This window comes from Pseudomonas sp. PDM27, from assembly GCF_019219205.1.
In the GTDB taxonomy this organism is placed as follows: domain Bacteria; phylum Pseudomonadota; class Gammaproteobacteria; order Pseudomonadales; family Pseudomonadaceae; genus Aquipseudomonas; species Aquipseudomonas laurylsulfatiphila.
The window spans coordinates 146,229-162,734 of the sequence record NZ_JAHUWF010000011.1 but is presented as its reverse complement, the minus strand read 5'-3'; the positions used below and the strand labels follow the sequence as shown (position 1 = coordinate 162,734).

At 48.6% G+C, this 16,506-nt stretch carries 13 protein-coding genes and 4 pseudogenes; 7 read left to right on the top strand and 10 right to left on the bottom strand.

Annotated features, from left to right (window positions below; genetic code table 11):
- Nucleotides 1–90: 90 nt before the first annotated feature.
- Nucleotides 91–865 (top strand): annotated as a pseudogene (locus KW838_RS22040) (DNA adenine methylase); the annotation flags it as partial.
- 43 nt (nucleotides 866–908) lie between these two features.
- A pseudogene (locus tag KW838_RS29615) lies at nucleotides 909–1,058 on the top strand (lysis protein); the annotation flags it as partial.
- 36 nt (nucleotides 1,059–1,094) lie between these two features.
- On the opposite strand, the gene KW838_RS22035 reads toward KW838_RS29615, so the two are convergent.
- From KW838_RS22035 to KW838_RS22025, 3 genes are all read right to left on the bottom strand, one after another.
- Nucleotides 1,095–1,946, bottom strand: a complete 852-nt coding sequence (locus KW838_RS22035; protein ID WP_218503587.1) for an HNH endonuclease — start codon at nucleotides 1,944–1,946, stop codon at nucleotides 1,095–1,097.
- 107 nt (nucleotides 1,947–2,053) lie between these two features.
- Nucleotides 2,054–3,082: a hypothetical protein gene (locus tag KW838_RS22030; protein ID WP_218503586.1), complete on the bottom strand. Its 1,029-nt coding sequence runs from the start codon at nucleotides 3,080–3,082 to the stop codon at nucleotides 2,054–2,056.
- Nucleotides 3,083–3,211: 129 nt separating this feature from the next.
- Complete coding sequence (locus KW838_RS22025) at nucleotides 3,212–3,391, bottom strand: hypothetical protein (protein ID WP_218503585.1); 180 nt, start codon at nucleotides 3,389–3,391, stop codon at nucleotides 3,212–3,214.
- Between the two features lie 276 nt (nucleotides 3,392–3,667).
- Between KW838_RS22025 and KW838_RS22020 the strand changes: the two genes are divergently transcribed.
- Nucleotides 3,668–4,354, top strand: a complete 687-nt coding sequence (locus tag KW838_RS22020) for a hypothetical protein (RefSeq protein ID WP_218503584.1) — start codon at nucleotides 3,668–3,670, stop codon at nucleotides 4,352–4,354.
- A 655-nt stretch (nucleotides 4,355–5,009) separates the two neighbouring features.
- On the top strand, nucleotides 5,010–8,087 hold the full coding sequence (locus tag KW838_RS22015) for a hypothetical protein (protein ID WP_218503583.1): 3,078 nt from the start codon (nucleotides 5,010–5,012) through the stop codon (nucleotides 8,085–8,087).
- Between the two features lie 357 nt (nucleotides 8,088–8,444).
- Here the strand turns inward: KW838_RS22015 and KW838_RS22010 are convergent, their stop codons facing one another.
- The gene (locus KW838_RS22010) at nucleotides 8,445–8,654 is read right to left on the bottom strand and encodes a hypothetical protein (protein ID WP_218503582.1); all 210 of its coding nucleotides are present in this window, start codon (nucleotides 8,652–8,654) and stop codon (nucleotides 8,445–8,447) included.
- 298 nt (nucleotides 8,655–8,952) lie between these two features.
- Here KW838_RS22010 and KW838_RS22005 point away from each other — a divergent pair.
- Together KW838_RS22005 and KW838_RS22000 are read left to right on the top strand one after the other, a co-directional pair.
- Nucleotides 8,953–9,723: pseudogene (locus KW838_RS22005) on the top strand (tyrosine-type recombinase/integrase); the annotation flags it as partial.
- On the top strand, nucleotides 9,663–9,836 hold the full coding sequence (locus KW838_RS22000; RefSeq protein ID WP_218503636.1) for a hypothetical protein: 174 nt from the start codon (nucleotides 9,663–9,665) through the stop codon (nucleotides 9,834–9,836). The pseudogene KW838_RS22005 and the gene KW838_RS22000, both read left to right, overlap by 61 nt.
- 38 nt (nucleotides 9,837–9,874) lie before the next feature.
- On the opposite strand, the gene KW838_RS21995 is transcribed toward KW838_RS22000, so the two are convergent.
- The 4 genes from KW838_RS21995 to KW838_RS21980 form a co-directional block, all read right to left on the bottom strand.
- Entirely contained in the window at nucleotides 9,875–10,669 is a 795-nt protein-coding gene (locus KW838_RS21995; protein WP_218503581.1) for a hypothetical protein, read from the bottom strand.
- Nucleotides 10,636–11,502 carry a serine protease gene (locus KW838_RS21990; protein WP_218503580.1) on the bottom strand — a complete coding sequence of 289 codons (867 nt, stop codon included), beginning with the start codon at nucleotides 11,500–11,502 and terminating at the stop codon, nucleotides 10,636–10,638. The genes KW838_RS21995 and KW838_RS21990 overlap by 34 nt, the downstream gene beginning before the upstream one ends.
- On the bottom strand, nucleotides 11,495–12,478 hold the full coding sequence (locus KW838_RS21985; protein ID WP_218503579.1) for a CHAP domain-containing protein: 984 nt from the start codon (nucleotides 12,476–12,478) through the stop codon (nucleotides 11,495–11,497). The genes KW838_RS21990 and KW838_RS21985 overlap by 8 nt, the downstream gene beginning before the upstream one ends.
- Before the next feature lie 422 nt (nucleotides 12,479–12,900).
- Nucleotides 12,901–13,791 carry a hypothetical protein gene (locus KW838_RS21980; protein ID WP_218503578.1) on the bottom strand — a complete coding sequence of 297 codons (891 nt, stop codon included), beginning with the start codon at nucleotides 13,789–13,791 and terminating at the stop codon, nucleotides 12,901–12,903.
- Nucleotides 13,792–14,216: 425 nt separating this feature from the next.
- Between KW838_RS21980 and KW838_RS21975 the strand changes: the two genes are divergently transcribed.
- On the top strand, nucleotides 14,217–15,230 hold the full coding sequence (locus tag KW838_RS21975; protein WP_218503577.1) for a hypothetical protein: 1,014 nt from the start codon (nucleotides 14,217–14,219) through the stop codon (nucleotides 15,228–15,230).
- A 66-nt stretch (nucleotides 15,231–15,296) separates the two neighbouring features.
- On the opposite strand, the pseudogene KW838_RS29610 reads toward KW838_RS21975, so the two are convergent.
- Both KW838_RS29610 and KW838_RS21970 read right to left on the bottom strand, forming a co-directional pair.
- Nucleotides 15,297–15,508, bottom strand: a pseudogene (locus tag KW838_RS29610) (hypothetical protein).
- Between the two features lie 303 nt (nucleotides 15,509–15,811).
- On the bottom strand, nucleotides 15,812–16,081 hold the full coding sequence (locus KW838_RS21970) for a short-chain dehydrogenase (protein ID WP_218503576.1): 270 nt from the start codon (nucleotides 16,079–16,081) through the stop codon (nucleotides 15,812–15,814).
- Nucleotides 16,082–16,506 lie beyond the last annotated feature (425 nt).

Here is a 16,506-nt window from a genome sequence, read left to right as displayed (position 1 = left end):
CGGTCGCCGTCCCTGCAGATGATCCCTGCAAGTCCAGCCAAGGCTCTTGCTTCGTGCACAAAGCGCGGCGAGGCTGGCACCTGTTTGTATATGTCCACACCCCATTCCTTGGATGGACGGCAAACCGTCGCATCCACTTTTCCCGCCACACGAATGACACGTCGAAGTAATTGCCGGTGGTACCGCGCTGTACTTCATGCAGCCTCAGGCTGCACCCGTTGAAGTCCTCAACGACATCAATGGCGACCTGGTGACGCTGTACCGTGCCGTGCAGAACTACCTCGAAGAGTTCGTACGCCAGTTCAAATGGGCGCTCAGCTCGCGCCAGGTGTTCGAGTGGCAGAAAATGACCCGCCCTGAAACCCTCACCGACATCCAGCGCGCCGCACGATTCTTCTACCTGCAGCACCATGCCTTCGCCGGCAAGGTCACTGGGCAGACTTTCGGTACCGCGACCACTGGCCCGGCCATCAACCTGCTGCGGATCGAGGAAAACCTCTCGGCCGCCTGGCAACGGTTGTCTGGCACTTACGTAGAAAACTTACCCTGGCTCGAATGCGCGGAACGCTACGACCGTGCCCATACCTTCCACTACATGGATCCGCCGTACTGGCAGACCGCCGGTTATGGTGTGGACTTTCCGTTCGAGAACTACGAGCGGATGGCCGACTTTATGCGGCGCTGCAAAGGCAAGGTGATGGTGAGCATCAATGACCACCCGGACATCCGGCAGGTGTTTGAGGGCTTCCATTTTGAGACAGTGAACATCCGTTACAGCACAACGAATCAGCGGCAGGGGAAGGCCGATGTCAGTGGCGAACTGGTGATCATGAACTGGGTCCCGACATCTTTGGGGGGGGCTGTTTTAGTCACCAAAGCTGGGCGAGCTGAACCAGGAAGGCCTCGACGCCATGCCAGCCGGTACCAGCGCCGGCGGCATGGTTCATAGAAGAGCGCGCACCCGACTTCACCCAGCGCATGCTCAACGAATTATCAGCATCAAATACGTCGGCGACCAAGGATTGATCGCGTTAAGTGCCTGTCAAGCTTACGTGCGAGAGCGAACTGAAAGCGGCAATAGGAGTTCCCAAGTGTTAAAAATTGAACATAGTTCCATTTACTGGACCAGAGAACACTAAGATAGAGCCATCCCCGTCGCCTACGATGGGAACAGGATGATGTGGAAGCGGCCTTCGAAAGTCGCTTGCGTGACATACATGAATAGCTTCCTTGGTAACTACCAGCGCGCCGTTACCTTTCGGCCAGAATCCTTGGACACGTACCTGGCCAGCTTTCATAACTTCGAGTTCAAGTGCGATGATTGAATCATCTTGCCCATAGTCAGGTTTTACTTGTCTCATTTGGTATAGGGCGTGTGCGGGTAGGTAGAGTTTTCTGGTTGGAACAGTAACTTTGAATATGCCGGGTCGTTGCTCTAGATTCGCATCTTTGTCCAGGTGAACTTTAATGTTGTTGTCTGTAACTTCAAGAATTGTATGTCCGGCTTCGTCGGTAAGTTTTGCGCTTACTCTCAAATAGCCATTTTTTTCAGAAAACTGAAGTTGGTTTTGGTTTGATATATTGAAGACGAAAATGTCTCCTTTATTGTCCTTCTGCAAAGTGATCGTCCCCATGCTCAATTTTGTTACATGAGCGGACGGGACAAAGATATTCCCTTCAGCATAATCTCTTTCTATAGGTAATCCTTTCCACAGGTACAGTACATCGTCTGATATCTTAAGGTTTCCACTGTGGCAAGCGTCATGACATGTTGGGCAAACAGCAATCATGTGACTGCTATCATGAGACTTGTAGATAGCCCATTGCTGAATATGATGTATCTCGACACGAGAATTTCCACAGCCAGGGTTAGCGCAAATCCCTCCAGCCTCATAAAGGAGCCGCTCTCTTGTTTTTCTAGGTATACTTCTGGCTTCACTTGCCATTCTATTCCCCTAAATAATTTCGGGTTGTTTGACGTTCTGTCATCGAGCTACAGTAAAAAATCAACTTAGTTTGTAATGTTGTGAACAGCTCAGGGGGATCTATAAACTTAGATTTCTACTCGCGTTTTTGTGATATCTATCGAGAGCCTATACCTGCTTGGTAATGTTGAAATTACTTCGTTGCTAGGCACCTCTATAATGTAGTAGGGGAGTTTTTTCGATATCCTATGCATCAAAAGATGGATAAACATGGCTTCTGCAGTATCTCGGATAAACTCTACTATTCGAGTAGCTTCTTCTTTGATTGGGCGCGGGGTGGATGTTTCTTGCCCTTCTAAGTGCCAAGCAGGTGTTTGTATTTGTCCATTAGGTAGGACGCGAAAGTTCTCAATCACGGTTCTTGTTTTTTTTTTTTTTTTGGGGGGGGGGTGCTCGTGGAAGTTGCGCAATTCGATCAAGTAACGCACCCCATCTGAGTTTTCGCGCACAAAAGAGGAGGCAGGCGATGCCTCTCCAAGTACATCCGACAATCGTTTAGAGAGGTGGTCAAAGTTGCTGTCTGTCTTGCCTAGCTTAATAAATAGTGCTGGCAATTCACAGACTAGCTTGATTACTCTATTTGCTTGAATTAAGAATGCCCCACAATCCAAGTCCAAGTCTTGAACCTGAGGGAAAGGGTTCAGGCCGCGCCCCCGGTTGTCTTTGGCGATTCCTTGTTCGGTGATTTGTTTGATGATTTCGTCAATACGTTCAGCGAGTCTCGTCGCCAGCCTTTCGCATGCAAGTAGCGTTTCCTTGCAGCTATGCAGATGCAAAATCACCGCTTCTCTGTCGAGTTCTTCGTCGAAAATCGCGGCTTCAAGCATCTCGCGGGCCTGTAGCAGCACACGGGCAACCGTTAGGTTGCTCGACCCAACATCGGCCACAGGGGAAGCCACCCAGGGTGCGTCGGGATTGGTCTCATCTGGATCAATTGATTCGGGCGCCTGTATTCGAAAGGTCTTGTCTTGCTTATAGATCTCCAAGAAAGAGCCACAAGAACACATTGTTGTGATTGGCCCGGTGCCTCCTTGAAGCTCCATCGAGCCTGGACCGTGTCGGGGCAAATTTTTGTTAGTGCGCGGTGTTTCGCTCATTGATTTTCCCCATAAATAACCATCCCCTGAAGGATAACTGAAGCGCAACATAGGTTCTGGGTACGACCGGTGGGGTGATTCTTGGCTGATTGAACCCTATTTTCAGCAACCGTTTCTGACCGATACCTGTCACTCTGGCGTCACCATCACCGCAAGCGTCATCTTGAAGAAATCCTCATTCTTGTCTAAGACTTCAAGAGCTCCGTGCACGTTATCGGCTACCTCAGCATAGCCGTTCTGCCCGACCCAGTTCGGAGGCTCCATGACGGCGGCCTCGAGGGCAAGTTGATTTTCGTTGAGTTTGAACATCAGGGAAGGGAGTAGATCTGAGTTTGGCGTGGTGTTTCCTCTATGAAGGGGAAAGGGTAGCAGGCCCTTGACTCAGCGAAAGTGGCCTATTGAACATAGCTATATTGGTAATCGTTAAGCTTGCCTGATCTGAGCGTCATTTGGCAGTCGCCGCGCACATCGGGAAGGGCCGATTTCAACGCATTGCGAACGGTCAATTCGTAATAAAGAATAACCTCTCCATTTGCAGCGCAGCCGAAGCCGTTGGCGCGTCTGTACTCCAGCCTGAGGCGCCCCATGCAAGACATTACGAAAACGCTAGCCGATTGGAAAAACTCTCTCTGCCGAGAGGTCGATGTTGGTGGCTTATACACAAGGAGTAAAATCGCGCACAAATGGAAAGCCCCTTGGCGTGGGATACTGCTCCGTGAGTCTGTTGCATGGCGTATGCAGGATCTGCTTGAGCAGTCGCATACACTGTATGCGGCATCTCAACTGCTTGGCGCCCGCATTCTCCTGCGTAGTGCATTCGAAACTGTCGCGGTCCTAATTCATTTGAATCAAGCCACACGCCAAGTGGTCGCCGGCACTAAAGACTTTCATGAGTTCACCGAACGAACAGAAATGCTTTTGCTAGGGTCGCGCGATAAAAGCACACCATACGAGACCATTAGCATCCTCACGGTTCTCGGTAAAGCGGACAAACGCTACCCAGGGCTGGAGCGATGGTACGCAGATCTTTCGGAAGCCGCGCACCCAAATTTTGAGGGAATGTTGTTTGGATACTCTGAGTCAGACTGGCAGAGTCGCACCACCAGTTTCCAAAATCGTTGGGAAACGCTCTACGGTATTAGCCACCTAGAAGCCATAAGCGCGTGCATGGTGATTTTTGATGCAGAGTACAACCATGAATGGCCCGATGCATTTGAGGCTTTGGAGCGTTGGATTGAGCAGAACGATGCCATGTTGGAGGCAACCAAGTGATCGCCCAAGCGTTGCGAATGCGAGGATAGTTTAGGGCAAACTCAAGGCCGCCACAGGCCGCAGCATGCCTCAGACAGATTTATAAAACGCCGTTTTTTTGCGGCCTAGGGCGGACCAGCGGGAGACTTTAAGGGGGGGCGAATCCCTATCCACAAGGACAACCCAGCAGCTGCTTTCGGATCCCCTAGCAGGCGGTCGACCTCGTCATAGGTTAGCCATTTTCAGGCTTTGCAAACTGTTCACTTGGGATCGAGAGCTGTATACCACGTAGGGCTTCCCAGTCTAAAAGCGAGTTCGAGATGCAGAGGTTCGCCTGCTAAAAAAAGCTATCTTGAGGGCGAATTCAGCATCTCGCCGAAAACTCTCAGTCGTTGGCAGATTTACCAAAGGCCGTGCCGTGAGCCGCTGGATGGCTTTTTGACATATTCTCTGATAGAAACTAGTTTATTGCCCATGTGCATGGGATCTCCATAGTTTTGCGTGCTACAGCAGCTATGGGGAGTGCAAATGGTAGAACTAAGGGAAGAGCAAAAGTGCTCGTTATTGTTTCGTTTAAGCGTAAGTTTTTTTCAGTCATTCTGTAGTAGTTAAATTTCAGTTGGTTGCGAAGCAGAAATAATATTCTTCATTAATGATAAATGGCGCACAGCTTAAAATGGCCGACTTACTAATCAAGCACTTGAAGCAAAAAACCGAAGAGCACTCTGCGCTTCGATCTCTATATAGTCAGTGGGATTTCGACGAAAAGCTTATCCCTAAGGCGTTGCAAACAGTTGGCGTGTTGTTTTCACATTATAGCCGTCATGATGAGTCACACTCCAAGCAGATCTTGGTTAACATAGAGCGGATACTAGGCGCTAATATCTCCTTATTGTCTGCTACTGATACTTGGTTGATACTGGAAGCCGCATATTGGCACGACATTGGAATGGTTGTACCTCAGGCAGACATGAGCGAAGCCTTGAAAGATCCAGGCTTTGATATGTTCCTGCATAGTTACTGCAGTCAGCCCCATCACGAACTGCATCTTGTGGCTGTAGCGGTTAGAAAAAGGCGTGGAACGAATGCGGTGTTCGACGAGGCCAATCCAATTGAAATGGTTACTAGGTTCAAGGAGTTGATGGCGGAGTGGTTCAGACAGAAACATCCTGCTCGGGCAGATCAGATTGTAAAAACCCCAATGCAAAGTATCGGTGTTAACTCGCCGAGAACAGAACTCATTCCATCGCGTCTTTTTCGAGTACTTGGCAAAATTTGTCTAATGCATGGCGTGACATTTGATGCATTGATGAATGACGATAATGGATTGCCTTATAGAGAGGCGGGGTTAGCTCAAGATGACTGCCACCCTCGCTTCGTTGCTTGTATGCTCCGGATGGGCGATTTATTGGATATGGACGACAACCGATTCTGTCCAGTAATGCAGCGCATTGCAGGAGATGATCGTCCGAGTCTGAGTATGGCTCATGAAGATAAACATTCGTCCATACGACATCTCAGAATCGATCAGGAAAAAATTGAGGTTAGCGCCGAATGCGAGACAGTTGAGGGCTATCTAGAGGCATTTAAGTGGTTTGAATGGCTTAAAAAAGAGATGCACGATCAGATGGCAAACTGGCGTGATATTGTCCCTGATAGAGCTCTCGGGCTTTTACCGACCCTCGGTAAAATATCTTTGAGTATTGGTGGAAATCTTCAGATTCTACGCGATGGGGAGCGCCCAGCATTTGGCCTTGATATCCACAACGCAATTGAGCTTCTACAAGGAAATAATCTCTATGATTCAAAATTTGCCTGCATTAGAGAAGCACTACAAAATGCAGTCGACGCCACGCACCTAAGAATTTGGCTAGAAAATCAAAATGATCAAAGTTTAGATTGGCGAACTCCATTTAGTTCTGGTGTTGCATCTATTTTCAAATCTCTTCCAATTAGGTTTGAGCTTGCAGAGCTCGAAACTATTTCGGAGTCTGATCATGATTTAACAAGTTGGCAGGTTACAATAACTGATGCTGGGACTGGTATTAGTAAGATTGACCTTGAATATATGCTTAAAATCGGCGGTTCAAAACGTAATTTTCACCGTCAAGCTAAAATAGAATCGATGCCTGAATGGTTGAAGCCTTCCGGAATGTTCGGGATTGGGCTGCAAAGCTTGTTTATGCTCACTGATAAAATTCATATAGAAACAAAAAGCATTTTAACAAATGAAGCATTTCAAATTACGATGCACAGCCCAACAGGTAATAAGCAGGGGTTAGTAACGCTAAGCTCTGCAGATAATGGTTTTTCTGTGCCCTTTGGGACGAAGCTGAGATTTGTAATTGAGCTTCAGAAGTTCACCAGATCATATGATCCGTCTTTAATAGGGACGGAGTCATTAGCCGCAAAGTTTATTCAAAAACTTGACCCTATATTGGATGATGCTTTTCCGTATGAAGCGGCAAAAGTTTATGATGCTGCGTTGATGTTCAACGAAAACTCTCTTTTACCCATTAATGGGGAGTTTAAAACAAAAATAACAGAATATTCTTCAGAGCTCGCAATTGCTGAGGATCAGTCGTGCGAAGATAAATGGCGCTTCATCGCGACTGATGAGTTTGAATGTAGGTTCTGGTATAAACCAGTTTTGAACTCTCATCCTGGCCATGCACTAAATACTTTCTATAGGGGTCAAGAGTTTGAAACAAAGGGATTATTTTTTCCAAATGTTCAGATAGCAGTTGATATTCTATCCGGGAGCGCTAGCAGTTGGCTGAAATTCAGTCGCGATAAAGTTTCACGAAAAGCTCTTGAGCGGCTAAATCAAATGATACTCGATGCGCTTAAAATTTGTATTAAAGAGGATTTGTTGGCTTGCCAAAGTGTAACTGCCCCCATTCATCATGTTGATGCTGCAACATATTCAATCTTCCTGAAAAGTATGGGGCTGAATTTTGGCGGTGACTGGGTCACGCTTGGAGAAGGTCGAGGGGACTCATGGCTTGATGTTCCTGTGATAAATAGTAATAAAAAGCTTAGAGATTATTTTGAGCGTGAAGAGTGGTCTGTTCAACTAACGCATGAGAGTAACGTTACTCAGGGTGAGGGTAATCACTTAAAGCTTGAGGGGCCAAACGCAGATTTAACGGTTATGACTATGATTCGTGAATGGGAGTCTGATTCGCAACGTACCATTTCTGTTCAAGGAAGTCGAAGAATCTATGATCCTGAAGACGCTCGCCCGGATGAAACCGTCCATGAACGTGCGATACGCAGACTTAAGGAAGAGGATGCGCTGCGAAACATAATAGTTTTTCGGCGTGAGGTGCAGACCCCTTGGGATAAGCCAGCACTAGCCAATGCGTTAGCACGCTCGGCAAGTTCCACCTGGGGAAACCAACGAAAATATTTGACAGCGAAGGGAGTTGCTAACGGAAGTGTAGATTTTCAAGCTTTAGCCTTAAGGAACGATGTTAGGCTTAGGGCTGAGCCTCTATTTCCACTCAGCCTCGCCGATAGTGATCGGGTGGTGCTACCGTTCTTATTTCTTCATGCCAGAACAAATGATGGAGAAACAGCCTCAGTAGATTCTCTTGATGAGTTGTGCAGATGGGTTCAACCAAATCTCATAAAATATTCTGATCTTGCCAGTATCCGCAAGCATTATTTGGATCTGATAAACTACATTGATAATGATGTAATGCGTGACACTATTTATTGGGACTCCTGGAGGGAGTGCCGAAAAATCTGATTGGGTGCGGCGGGTAGTATAATTTCTCGACGTTCTAGAGTCAGTCGACTCTAGAACGTCGATAAGGAAGCTAGCAGTTTTGTTTTAATCGCTCTGCATCACTTCAAATAACTCTGTCAGTAATTAATACGGTCGTTCCTAACTATACTGAGAATGCTCAGATGGATTCGTTAGGTAGGATTAGTTTTCGATGCCAGACCCGAACGGCTAATATGCCTGTTTTGAATCAAGATCGATTTGGGCAGCGCTTGATCTTGATCAGAAGATGAAAAGTGACGAATTTACTCTTCCTATCTCGATATCCGCCTGTGGCAGGTAACCACCCCTATGCTTAGTGTCGGCTTTTGTCGAAAGCGTTCACTCCGGCGTCATCATCACCGCGAGTGGCAACTTGATGAACTCATCGTTGCGGTCGATCGCCTCCAGAGCACCGCGCACGTTGTCGGCGGCATTCGCGCCTCCCCGCTGCTCGACCCAATTCGTGAGCTCCAGAATGGCGGTTTCCAAGGCGAGTTGATTTTCATTGATCTTCATTAGCAAGGATGGGAGCAGGTCAGTGTGTGGCATCGCGAATCCTCCGTGGAGCATTCAGCGTAGCAGTCGAAGGGTAAGTGGGTGGCGTATTGCTACTTCTTCCTAAGCGGGGGGGGGGGGGCTCCCCAAGAAACCGGTAGTGCCTGGACAGGCCTGTCTTACAGATTGCTTAAAAATTGCTACAGGGAGCAGCAATAAAACGCGATGGGCTAGGCGGGCCGAGGCTGCTGTGGATGGCTACATCCAATTCATCATGGGTGCAACGCTGAAGCGTCTGGACAGCGCAGGGCGTGAGTTTTCTGGGCTGGAGTGGGTGTTTTGTACCATTTTACTCTGGCGAATGAGCAAGGAGGGCGGCGGCGTCCTGCCGCAGACTGCCGGCCATGATCTCGCGCATCTCGGCGCTGTTCTTTCGATTGCACGGCCAGCTTGGGGGTATGAGGTCGATACCCATGCGATGGCGGACGCTCGGAAAGTATTGAGTACGCTGGGTTACAACATGAAAGCCGTGAGCGCGACCGGCGGCCTATAAAGGACGAGCTTGAAAAGTTATTGGCGCATTTCACTGGCATTCTGCAGCGCCGCCCCAGTTCGATAAATATGCTCAAAGTGACCGGCTTTGCCTTGTTCTCGACAGGTCGACAAGATGAAATCTGTCGTATTCTATGGGCTGATGTCGATAAAGCAGGTCAGCGAGTGATGGTACGGGACATGAAGAATCCGGGGCAAAAAATCGGCAACGATGTTTGGTGTCACATTCCCGATGAGGCCTGGCTCATTTTGAAGAGCATGCCAAAGATGTGCGTCGAGGTATTCCCTTGCAACTCGGCTTCAATTTCTACGTCCTGGGCGAAGGCTTGCAAGTTCTTGGAGATAAAAAATCTGCACTTTCACGATCTGCGACACGATGGGGTGAGCCGGTTGTTTGAGATGGATTGGGATGTCCCAAGAGTAGCCAATCTATCTGGCCATAGGGGCTGGGAATTCTCTTCGGCGTTATACCCACCTACGCGGAAGAGGTAATCCTTACAGTGGGTGGACATGGGTAAAGAAAATTCAGCAGGTACCCCTGACGCTGGACAAAAGATCGTTATTGAGGTAGTTGGTTCGCTACGGGTTGTTAATTTTATTGAATTGCTAACGACCATTGATGTCATCCAACTTGATAAATGGCCAGTGACTTACCAATATCTAGAAGGATTGACTGAGATTTGAATCTACATCGTTGGCGATCGCAAGAAAACATACAGATTTCACCGGCATCGCCATGCGTAGGGAACACCCCCACCTGTGCAAGTTCCTGGGCATGAAACAGCCTCCATCATACCACTAATACAGTGCGGATCTTGAACCATAAATGGCGAGGATATCGACCCCCAACATCCGCAAAGCTTCAATATAGAGCCAGGCGGTAATAAGCCTGGCTGCGTGCTCGGTAATTGTTTTGAAGAGAGCTGGATGGGTGGGGTATTTGAACTCGGCGAGGTAGACACCAATTTCGCTGTAATAAACATATCAAGCCATCCGCGCCAACGATCATTGTGGGGGCCACTCTCTAAAGAGTACGACAAAAGCAATGATTTACCGTCCTTCGCAATCTCGATTTTTGCGCCTTTTGATGGTGATTTGTTTAAGCTTTGGTAGTCGATCTTTAGTACTTCTTTGAAGGTGTAATCATCTGGTGCCTGAATACTTTCTTGAAAAGATTGTCTGGTGATATTTGATTCGTGGATGTCGAGCGTCTTACTGTAGGAGAAAGTTCGTATTTGTGAGTGAGGTGCGAGTGTTGGTACGGATTCGAGAGGTTCAACTACCACGTTGACTGCACTGGGCACCCATCCAGAATCTCTCCCATAGAAAACCCCAGTTTCAATTTGCACCTCTCTACCTTCGTCCATAATTTGTGCAGAGAAAGGCGTCGGTAGACCAACCAAAGTTGCATTATTGATCTGCACGATCTTATAACCGTCTGGAGCCTGAATGCGGCTTGAGACACGTACTGGTGGTTTTGAATTCATAGATTGCTGGTCAAAAACAGGGGTGTCCATTTGAACTCCTGGCAAGGTGGAGGGGGGGGCAGAGTCATCTCCACTATAGGAAGGTTCTGACTGATATTTACCACCGTCTGAGGCAGCAGGTTTATGTTGCAGTCTGGGTTATAGCTTACTCCTTTAATACCGCTAGCCTCATCACCTAGCGTCGCCATTGCCTTGGCCATGGGAACTGCAAGAGCGGTTGCATTCATGCGTTGGCCTGCCGCGGTTCTTTCTCCGATCGCTATCCCAAACACCTTCCCCTGTTCATTAAAAAGAGGTCCACCGCTATTTCCGCCATTCAAAGGTATCTGCAAGACAATATTCGTTGCAGCACCAGCTCCGGCCATTATGGGCCCCCAATTTGATGTCAGAAGTCTGTCGCCACCTTGGTAGCCCAAAATGGCAAAATCAATTTTTTCTCCTTTTTTATATGCATCGCAAAGGCTCAGGAATGGCTTTAAAATCTTGTAATCAATAATGCGTAATAATGCTACGTCGTATGGTTCTGTCTTCGCTTTAATAACTTTTAGGGTGACTGGGGGGTCTACTGCTGCAAATGAGTCATCATCCCGCACTGGAAAGTAGCCCTCAATGTGAAATCCGAGATCATCGAACAATGATTCAGCGGGGATAAGGTGACCAGCGGACAACACTAAGCCGTCAGGTGAAACGAGGAAGCCAGTTCCCCTCGAATGGAAGTCAATCGTATCTGTATCAGGTAGTGGCTTCTTCAATGTCCCAAATACATGTAGCTGAATAACTGAAGCTCCTGAGTCGTCATATGGCAACCCAACTGCTGGGAGCGCTGAAGTCAAAAGTATGGTGAAAAACCCAGCTTTAAGCATGTAGTTGCTCTTCTGTTCGATAGGTCAGCAGTTTCAATGCCGGTCCATCTTTGGCCAGGATCTTTCGATTAATAGTGTGTCGTCTCGGTGTCCCTTCGAACTGATTGCCACCTAGCACTAGAACGGAATCACCTTGATCGGCCAGGAAAAAACCAACATGTCCATTGCCCGGCGATGACTTGTTCTGAAATACAACTATATCCCCTGGTAGAGGGTTTTCAGTTTTCGTGCCCCAGTTGCGAAACGAGAGTGCAGCTGCACTCTTCGTGCCAAGGCTCGCACTTGCCGATAGTGCTTTTCCTTGGGAAGATCTTTTCAAACAATAATTCATGAAGGCTGCGCACCACGCAGTCGTATCACCACTCGGTTGTAGTCCCGTAGATTTGAAAAATTCAACAATCACAGGATTCCATCGCACCGGCCAGGCTGTGGTGTAGGGCTTACGGTCTTCCCCAAATTTTCCTTGGCCAACAGCCAGGTAGTAAAGAGCCACCTCAATCACGGTACAGTTGGTTGGTGCTTTATTGAGAATCACGCCAGCCAGTTCTACTTCTGCATTTGAGGGTCTCTCGGTGCCCATAGGTTGGTAGCCGGTTATCACCCCACCATTCAGAGATGGCTGGTCATCGAACATCGCCATTTCAGAAGGAATCGAAGGTGCTTCGGTGTCTTCATAGGAAAGCGAAGCCCAATCAATTTCCCTAGCGAAAGTAAGTCTTGGTGCGATTAGAGCAATGGTACCGGCGACGAGCAGGTCGCGACGAGTGAGCGCCATAGCAGAACCCTCCAAGCGTTTGGCGTTTCGTCTGTCCCAGGAACTGCAGGTGGCGGACGTTTTAATTGGTATAGCAGATGGATAAAGCAATGCACTCTCTACCAAGTTCCAGTGAGATCGCGTGCGTAATTCGGCGGCAAGAAACCTGTATTGCATGATCGAACGAGCCGGCAGGTGTGGGTCACCCTTGAGAATAGACATCGACTCATTCGGATTGGGTCAGTTGCTTTCCTTCGGAACTTGGTAGACACGCTCCGTCTGAGTATTCCCCGCGGACACCCCAGAGCTACAAACAACCGGTCAACTCGGTGGGCGTGCCTGCGCGTGCTGTCATAGACCGTTGAGGCCATTGGGAAGAGGCAAAAACATGGTGTTTACAGGGCAGAAGCGACCTACAGGCTCGCTGGAAGGGGTTCGAATCCCTATCCACAGTTTGGCTTCTAAAAGGCAACCCGGATGCTGCTTTTGACCCCAATGCTGACCACCGGGATGTATAACAGGCTCAGATTACATAGCCGCGATGTGATTTGTCTGGTCATCGCGGCATCTCTAGGTGTTGGCCAAGGCTGTGATGCAGATTACGATCAGGTGTCAGCGGCATGAGCGGCTCGGGCGCAGGCATATCATTTCGCAGCTTCTTTCATCAAAAATTCGTATGGCTCGATGGTTTTTATGATCGTGCTTGTTGACCAGTATGAATAACCGAGAACACGAGTGTCGCTTGCCATAATCTCAGTCGTAGCATTCAACGCCAGTCCCATTGCCTCATCTAAAGTATGCCCTGGCCAAGTTTGACTATAGGCTGCTAAGCCTAGAACAATTGGGCCTTTCAAGTTTTTCATCTTGCTGATGCTGTATATCTGAAATTTACCGGGTCCGGTATAATCGTCGAACGCCTTGCAATTGGATGCTGGGCATTTACTGTATGCCTGCAATGAAACAAAGTCTGCCGCAGCAAGTGGAATCTCAATGTCGTCGATATGGCTAGTGTGAGTAGTGATGCCCACCGGCATGTCCTGCTTGATGGATTTGACCCGATCCTTGAAGTCCTGGAACGCGGCGATGTGACTGGCGTACCCGCAAGGCGGGTGACGCTTCCAGTTACCTTCAAGATCCAATTCAACAGCATCTATGCCCTTGACAATCAAGGCAGGCACGGGACCAGAGTCAGGATCTAGTAGCGCATCAACTGCAGCCTTCGTTGGCGGTAGATAAACTGTCGCAATGACGTACATATTCTTCTCTTGAAGAGTACGCATTAGAATCTTGAGTTGGTTAACAGTTGGAGTGGAATCGGGAAGCTTGGCAAGAGAGCACTTCGACACTACGGTGGGCTCCTCGGTCAACATGATGTGAACTCGACGCATACCCATATCTTGAAGCTTTTTGATCAACGAACTCTGGACTTCGGCAGGATTCTTCCACCATATGCCGCGTCCCTTCAGTACCTCATTTAAATCAGCAGCGGAAACTCCAAGCGAGAGCCCCATGAGACAAATCAGTAATTTTGACATTGCATCACCTCATACGGGAATCACCGAGTTAGCGTAGTTCACCTTTGGATAGGGCAATTTTTGTATTGTAGCTACACGATATTTTCAGTGACTAAATACGCCCGTCATGACATGAGGGGGGCACCCTTACCGTTGGGCGGCCACAGCTTCTGGAAAGCTTAGCTCGCATTGAGCCGCTGCGACTTCGGCTCCATAGCTAATCTTCTCCATCGCTCTGTCCATCGACAGCTTTGGGACGACTGTTGCCAGTCGCGAAAGGTAGCTAACGACCTAGGGGCGGCGCTCAGCAGGCACAATATCCCGGTCTGTCTTCGATTTTTTTGGCCTCCTCCAGATTGGTGGCAAAAAGTGGGCAATCTGCTATTAGGTATGTACCCACCATCTCAGTGGTTCGCGGATCAACTTGACCATACAGGTGCACCAAGATGCGAAATTCACTCCTCCTTTTACCGCTTCTTCTTCAAGTATCAGGCTGCACAACCTTCAGCGGTCCAGGCTCAGATATCGGATGGACAGACGCAGTTCCACCTGTTGGTAACGGTGTTGGACGCTTGGTAGAAAAAAATCATGGTTTTAAGTCGCTTGGTCTCGCAGCATTTCAAGTTACGCCTGACCAAGTGGAAATTCTTCCCACATATAATGCTGTAAGTACAGAAGAAAACGCTAAGTACTCAGCTGGCGCTAACGCCGTGTTCAGCCAGATAACCGCACAGGCCGGAATCGAAAGATCTACATCTAACCTTAGCCAATCGAGCGATTGGAAAATTGTTCAGCTCAAAGATTTTTCTACGGCTGTGACTGATAAAGAGTTTGCATATAGATGTTTGACAGCCAAAGAATACAGCTATGAGGTATTTAAGAAGACTTCAGGAAACATTAAGCTTGATGCTTCAAAAATTGCACAAGCATTTGGGGTAACCACCGCAGCGGTAGAGGTAAGCGCTAGCCCCGACAAACCCAATCACACAAAGATCACCATTGCTGAGCCCAATGTGTGTCTATCGTTTATTTCTGCAACCCTTGAGCGAGCTCGATGGTGGACCAGATATGATGGTACTAGAAGCTTGCGTCTTGACGGTGAAAAAAAATTCACTTTAAGTATCAATGAGCCCGGTTCCACCGTGGAACCGGATTTTGGAAAAAAAGCGGTCCAGACAAAACCTAGATATCAACTTTATGCTGGTGAAGTTGGAGGCAAAGCAACTCTCAATGTAATGATTGAAGATAGGGAGACACACCAAGAAATCCCTTCAAAAATTTTAAAAGAAACATATCCAGGAGTGTGGAAACAAAGCTATAAGGTTCATACCTATAATTTGGAGGAGGATGTTTACGCAATAATGTCTATTGATATTGAAGCGAAGCGAACCGCCGATAATAAAATTATAGTGTCGTTTGCCGAGCTGTCTTCGCCAGAGTACAAACTAATACGCGACTAGATCACTGTATAGCTGCCAAACTATTGCTGCGCAGTGATGAGAATGGTCATAGCCAACTCACTGCAGTCACTCGGGTGTCATCAGCACTGCGAGCGTCATCTTGATGAATTCTTCATTTTTTTCGATGGCATCCAGGGCACTGCGCACGTTGTCGGCAGATATCGTCTGCTCCCCCGCTGCTCGACCCAACTCGTGAGCTCCAGAATGGCGGCTTCCAGGGCGAGTTGGTTTTCATTGATCTTTAACAGCAGGGAAGGGAGCAGGTCAGAGTTTGGCATCGCGAATCCTCCATGAAGCATTCAGCGTAGCCGTCGAATGTTGAGTGGGTGACATTCTGCGACCCCTTCCTAAGCAAGGGTCGACTTCCCCCAGACGACACACCAAGAACCGGTAGTGCCCGTGACAGGCCTGTCTTACAACCTGCTTAAAAATTGCTACAAGGAGACACAATAAAAAGGGAAGGGCTAGGCTGGCTGGGGTTGAAGTGGATGGTTACATCCAATCCATCATCTGCGCGCTTTCATCCAGAGCAGTAATCATGAATGCAAAGGGACGCCCCCGAAAGGCGCCCCTTTTTTGCGTCAGGACAACTCAGCATCCATCCGCCGCGCAATCACATCCAACACATCACAACCATCGCGCAACGGCACGCAGCACAACAACGCAAAGTCGCTGAGTACCACCGTATCGCTGGTGATGTCACCACGCATCACCAGATTTTCAAGAATCTGCGTTACAGCTCGGATTCTGTAACTGGCCGTGCTGAGCAGTGAATGCAGAGGTTGTGTGGTGTTGACGAACAGCGAGGGCAGGTCGTCGCCATTGCTGGTTAAAGCCATGTACTCATTCATAGGTGAAGCTCCATTAGTTCATGAGAGCTATCACTCAATCGTCGCCAAACGAGGGGGTGGTAGCCGTACGCGGGTTGGCGAACCGGGCAATGGAGAAACCGGCAGACCCTGAGGTCTCCCGCGCACAGCCACCATAAAACAGGCAGCGAGATGCGTTCCGAAGCGCTCCGAAATGGTCGAAGGCTTCAGTTCAATTGCAATCGAGTCGCCAAACCCGAGACGCCTTGAGGGCGTGGGCCGGACTATAGGACTCGTGGCAAAGGCGCAGCAATGGCGGAGTGTACGGACAATTCCTGATGTCGTGTAGGACGCTGCTCTTTTTGAAACCCTGCTTCCCCCCAACCCCCCATAAATCGGATCCATACCCGACAGACGAGCTAGCGTTTTGATGGCACCCATCTATCCTCAAACTCTCAAATCTCCGC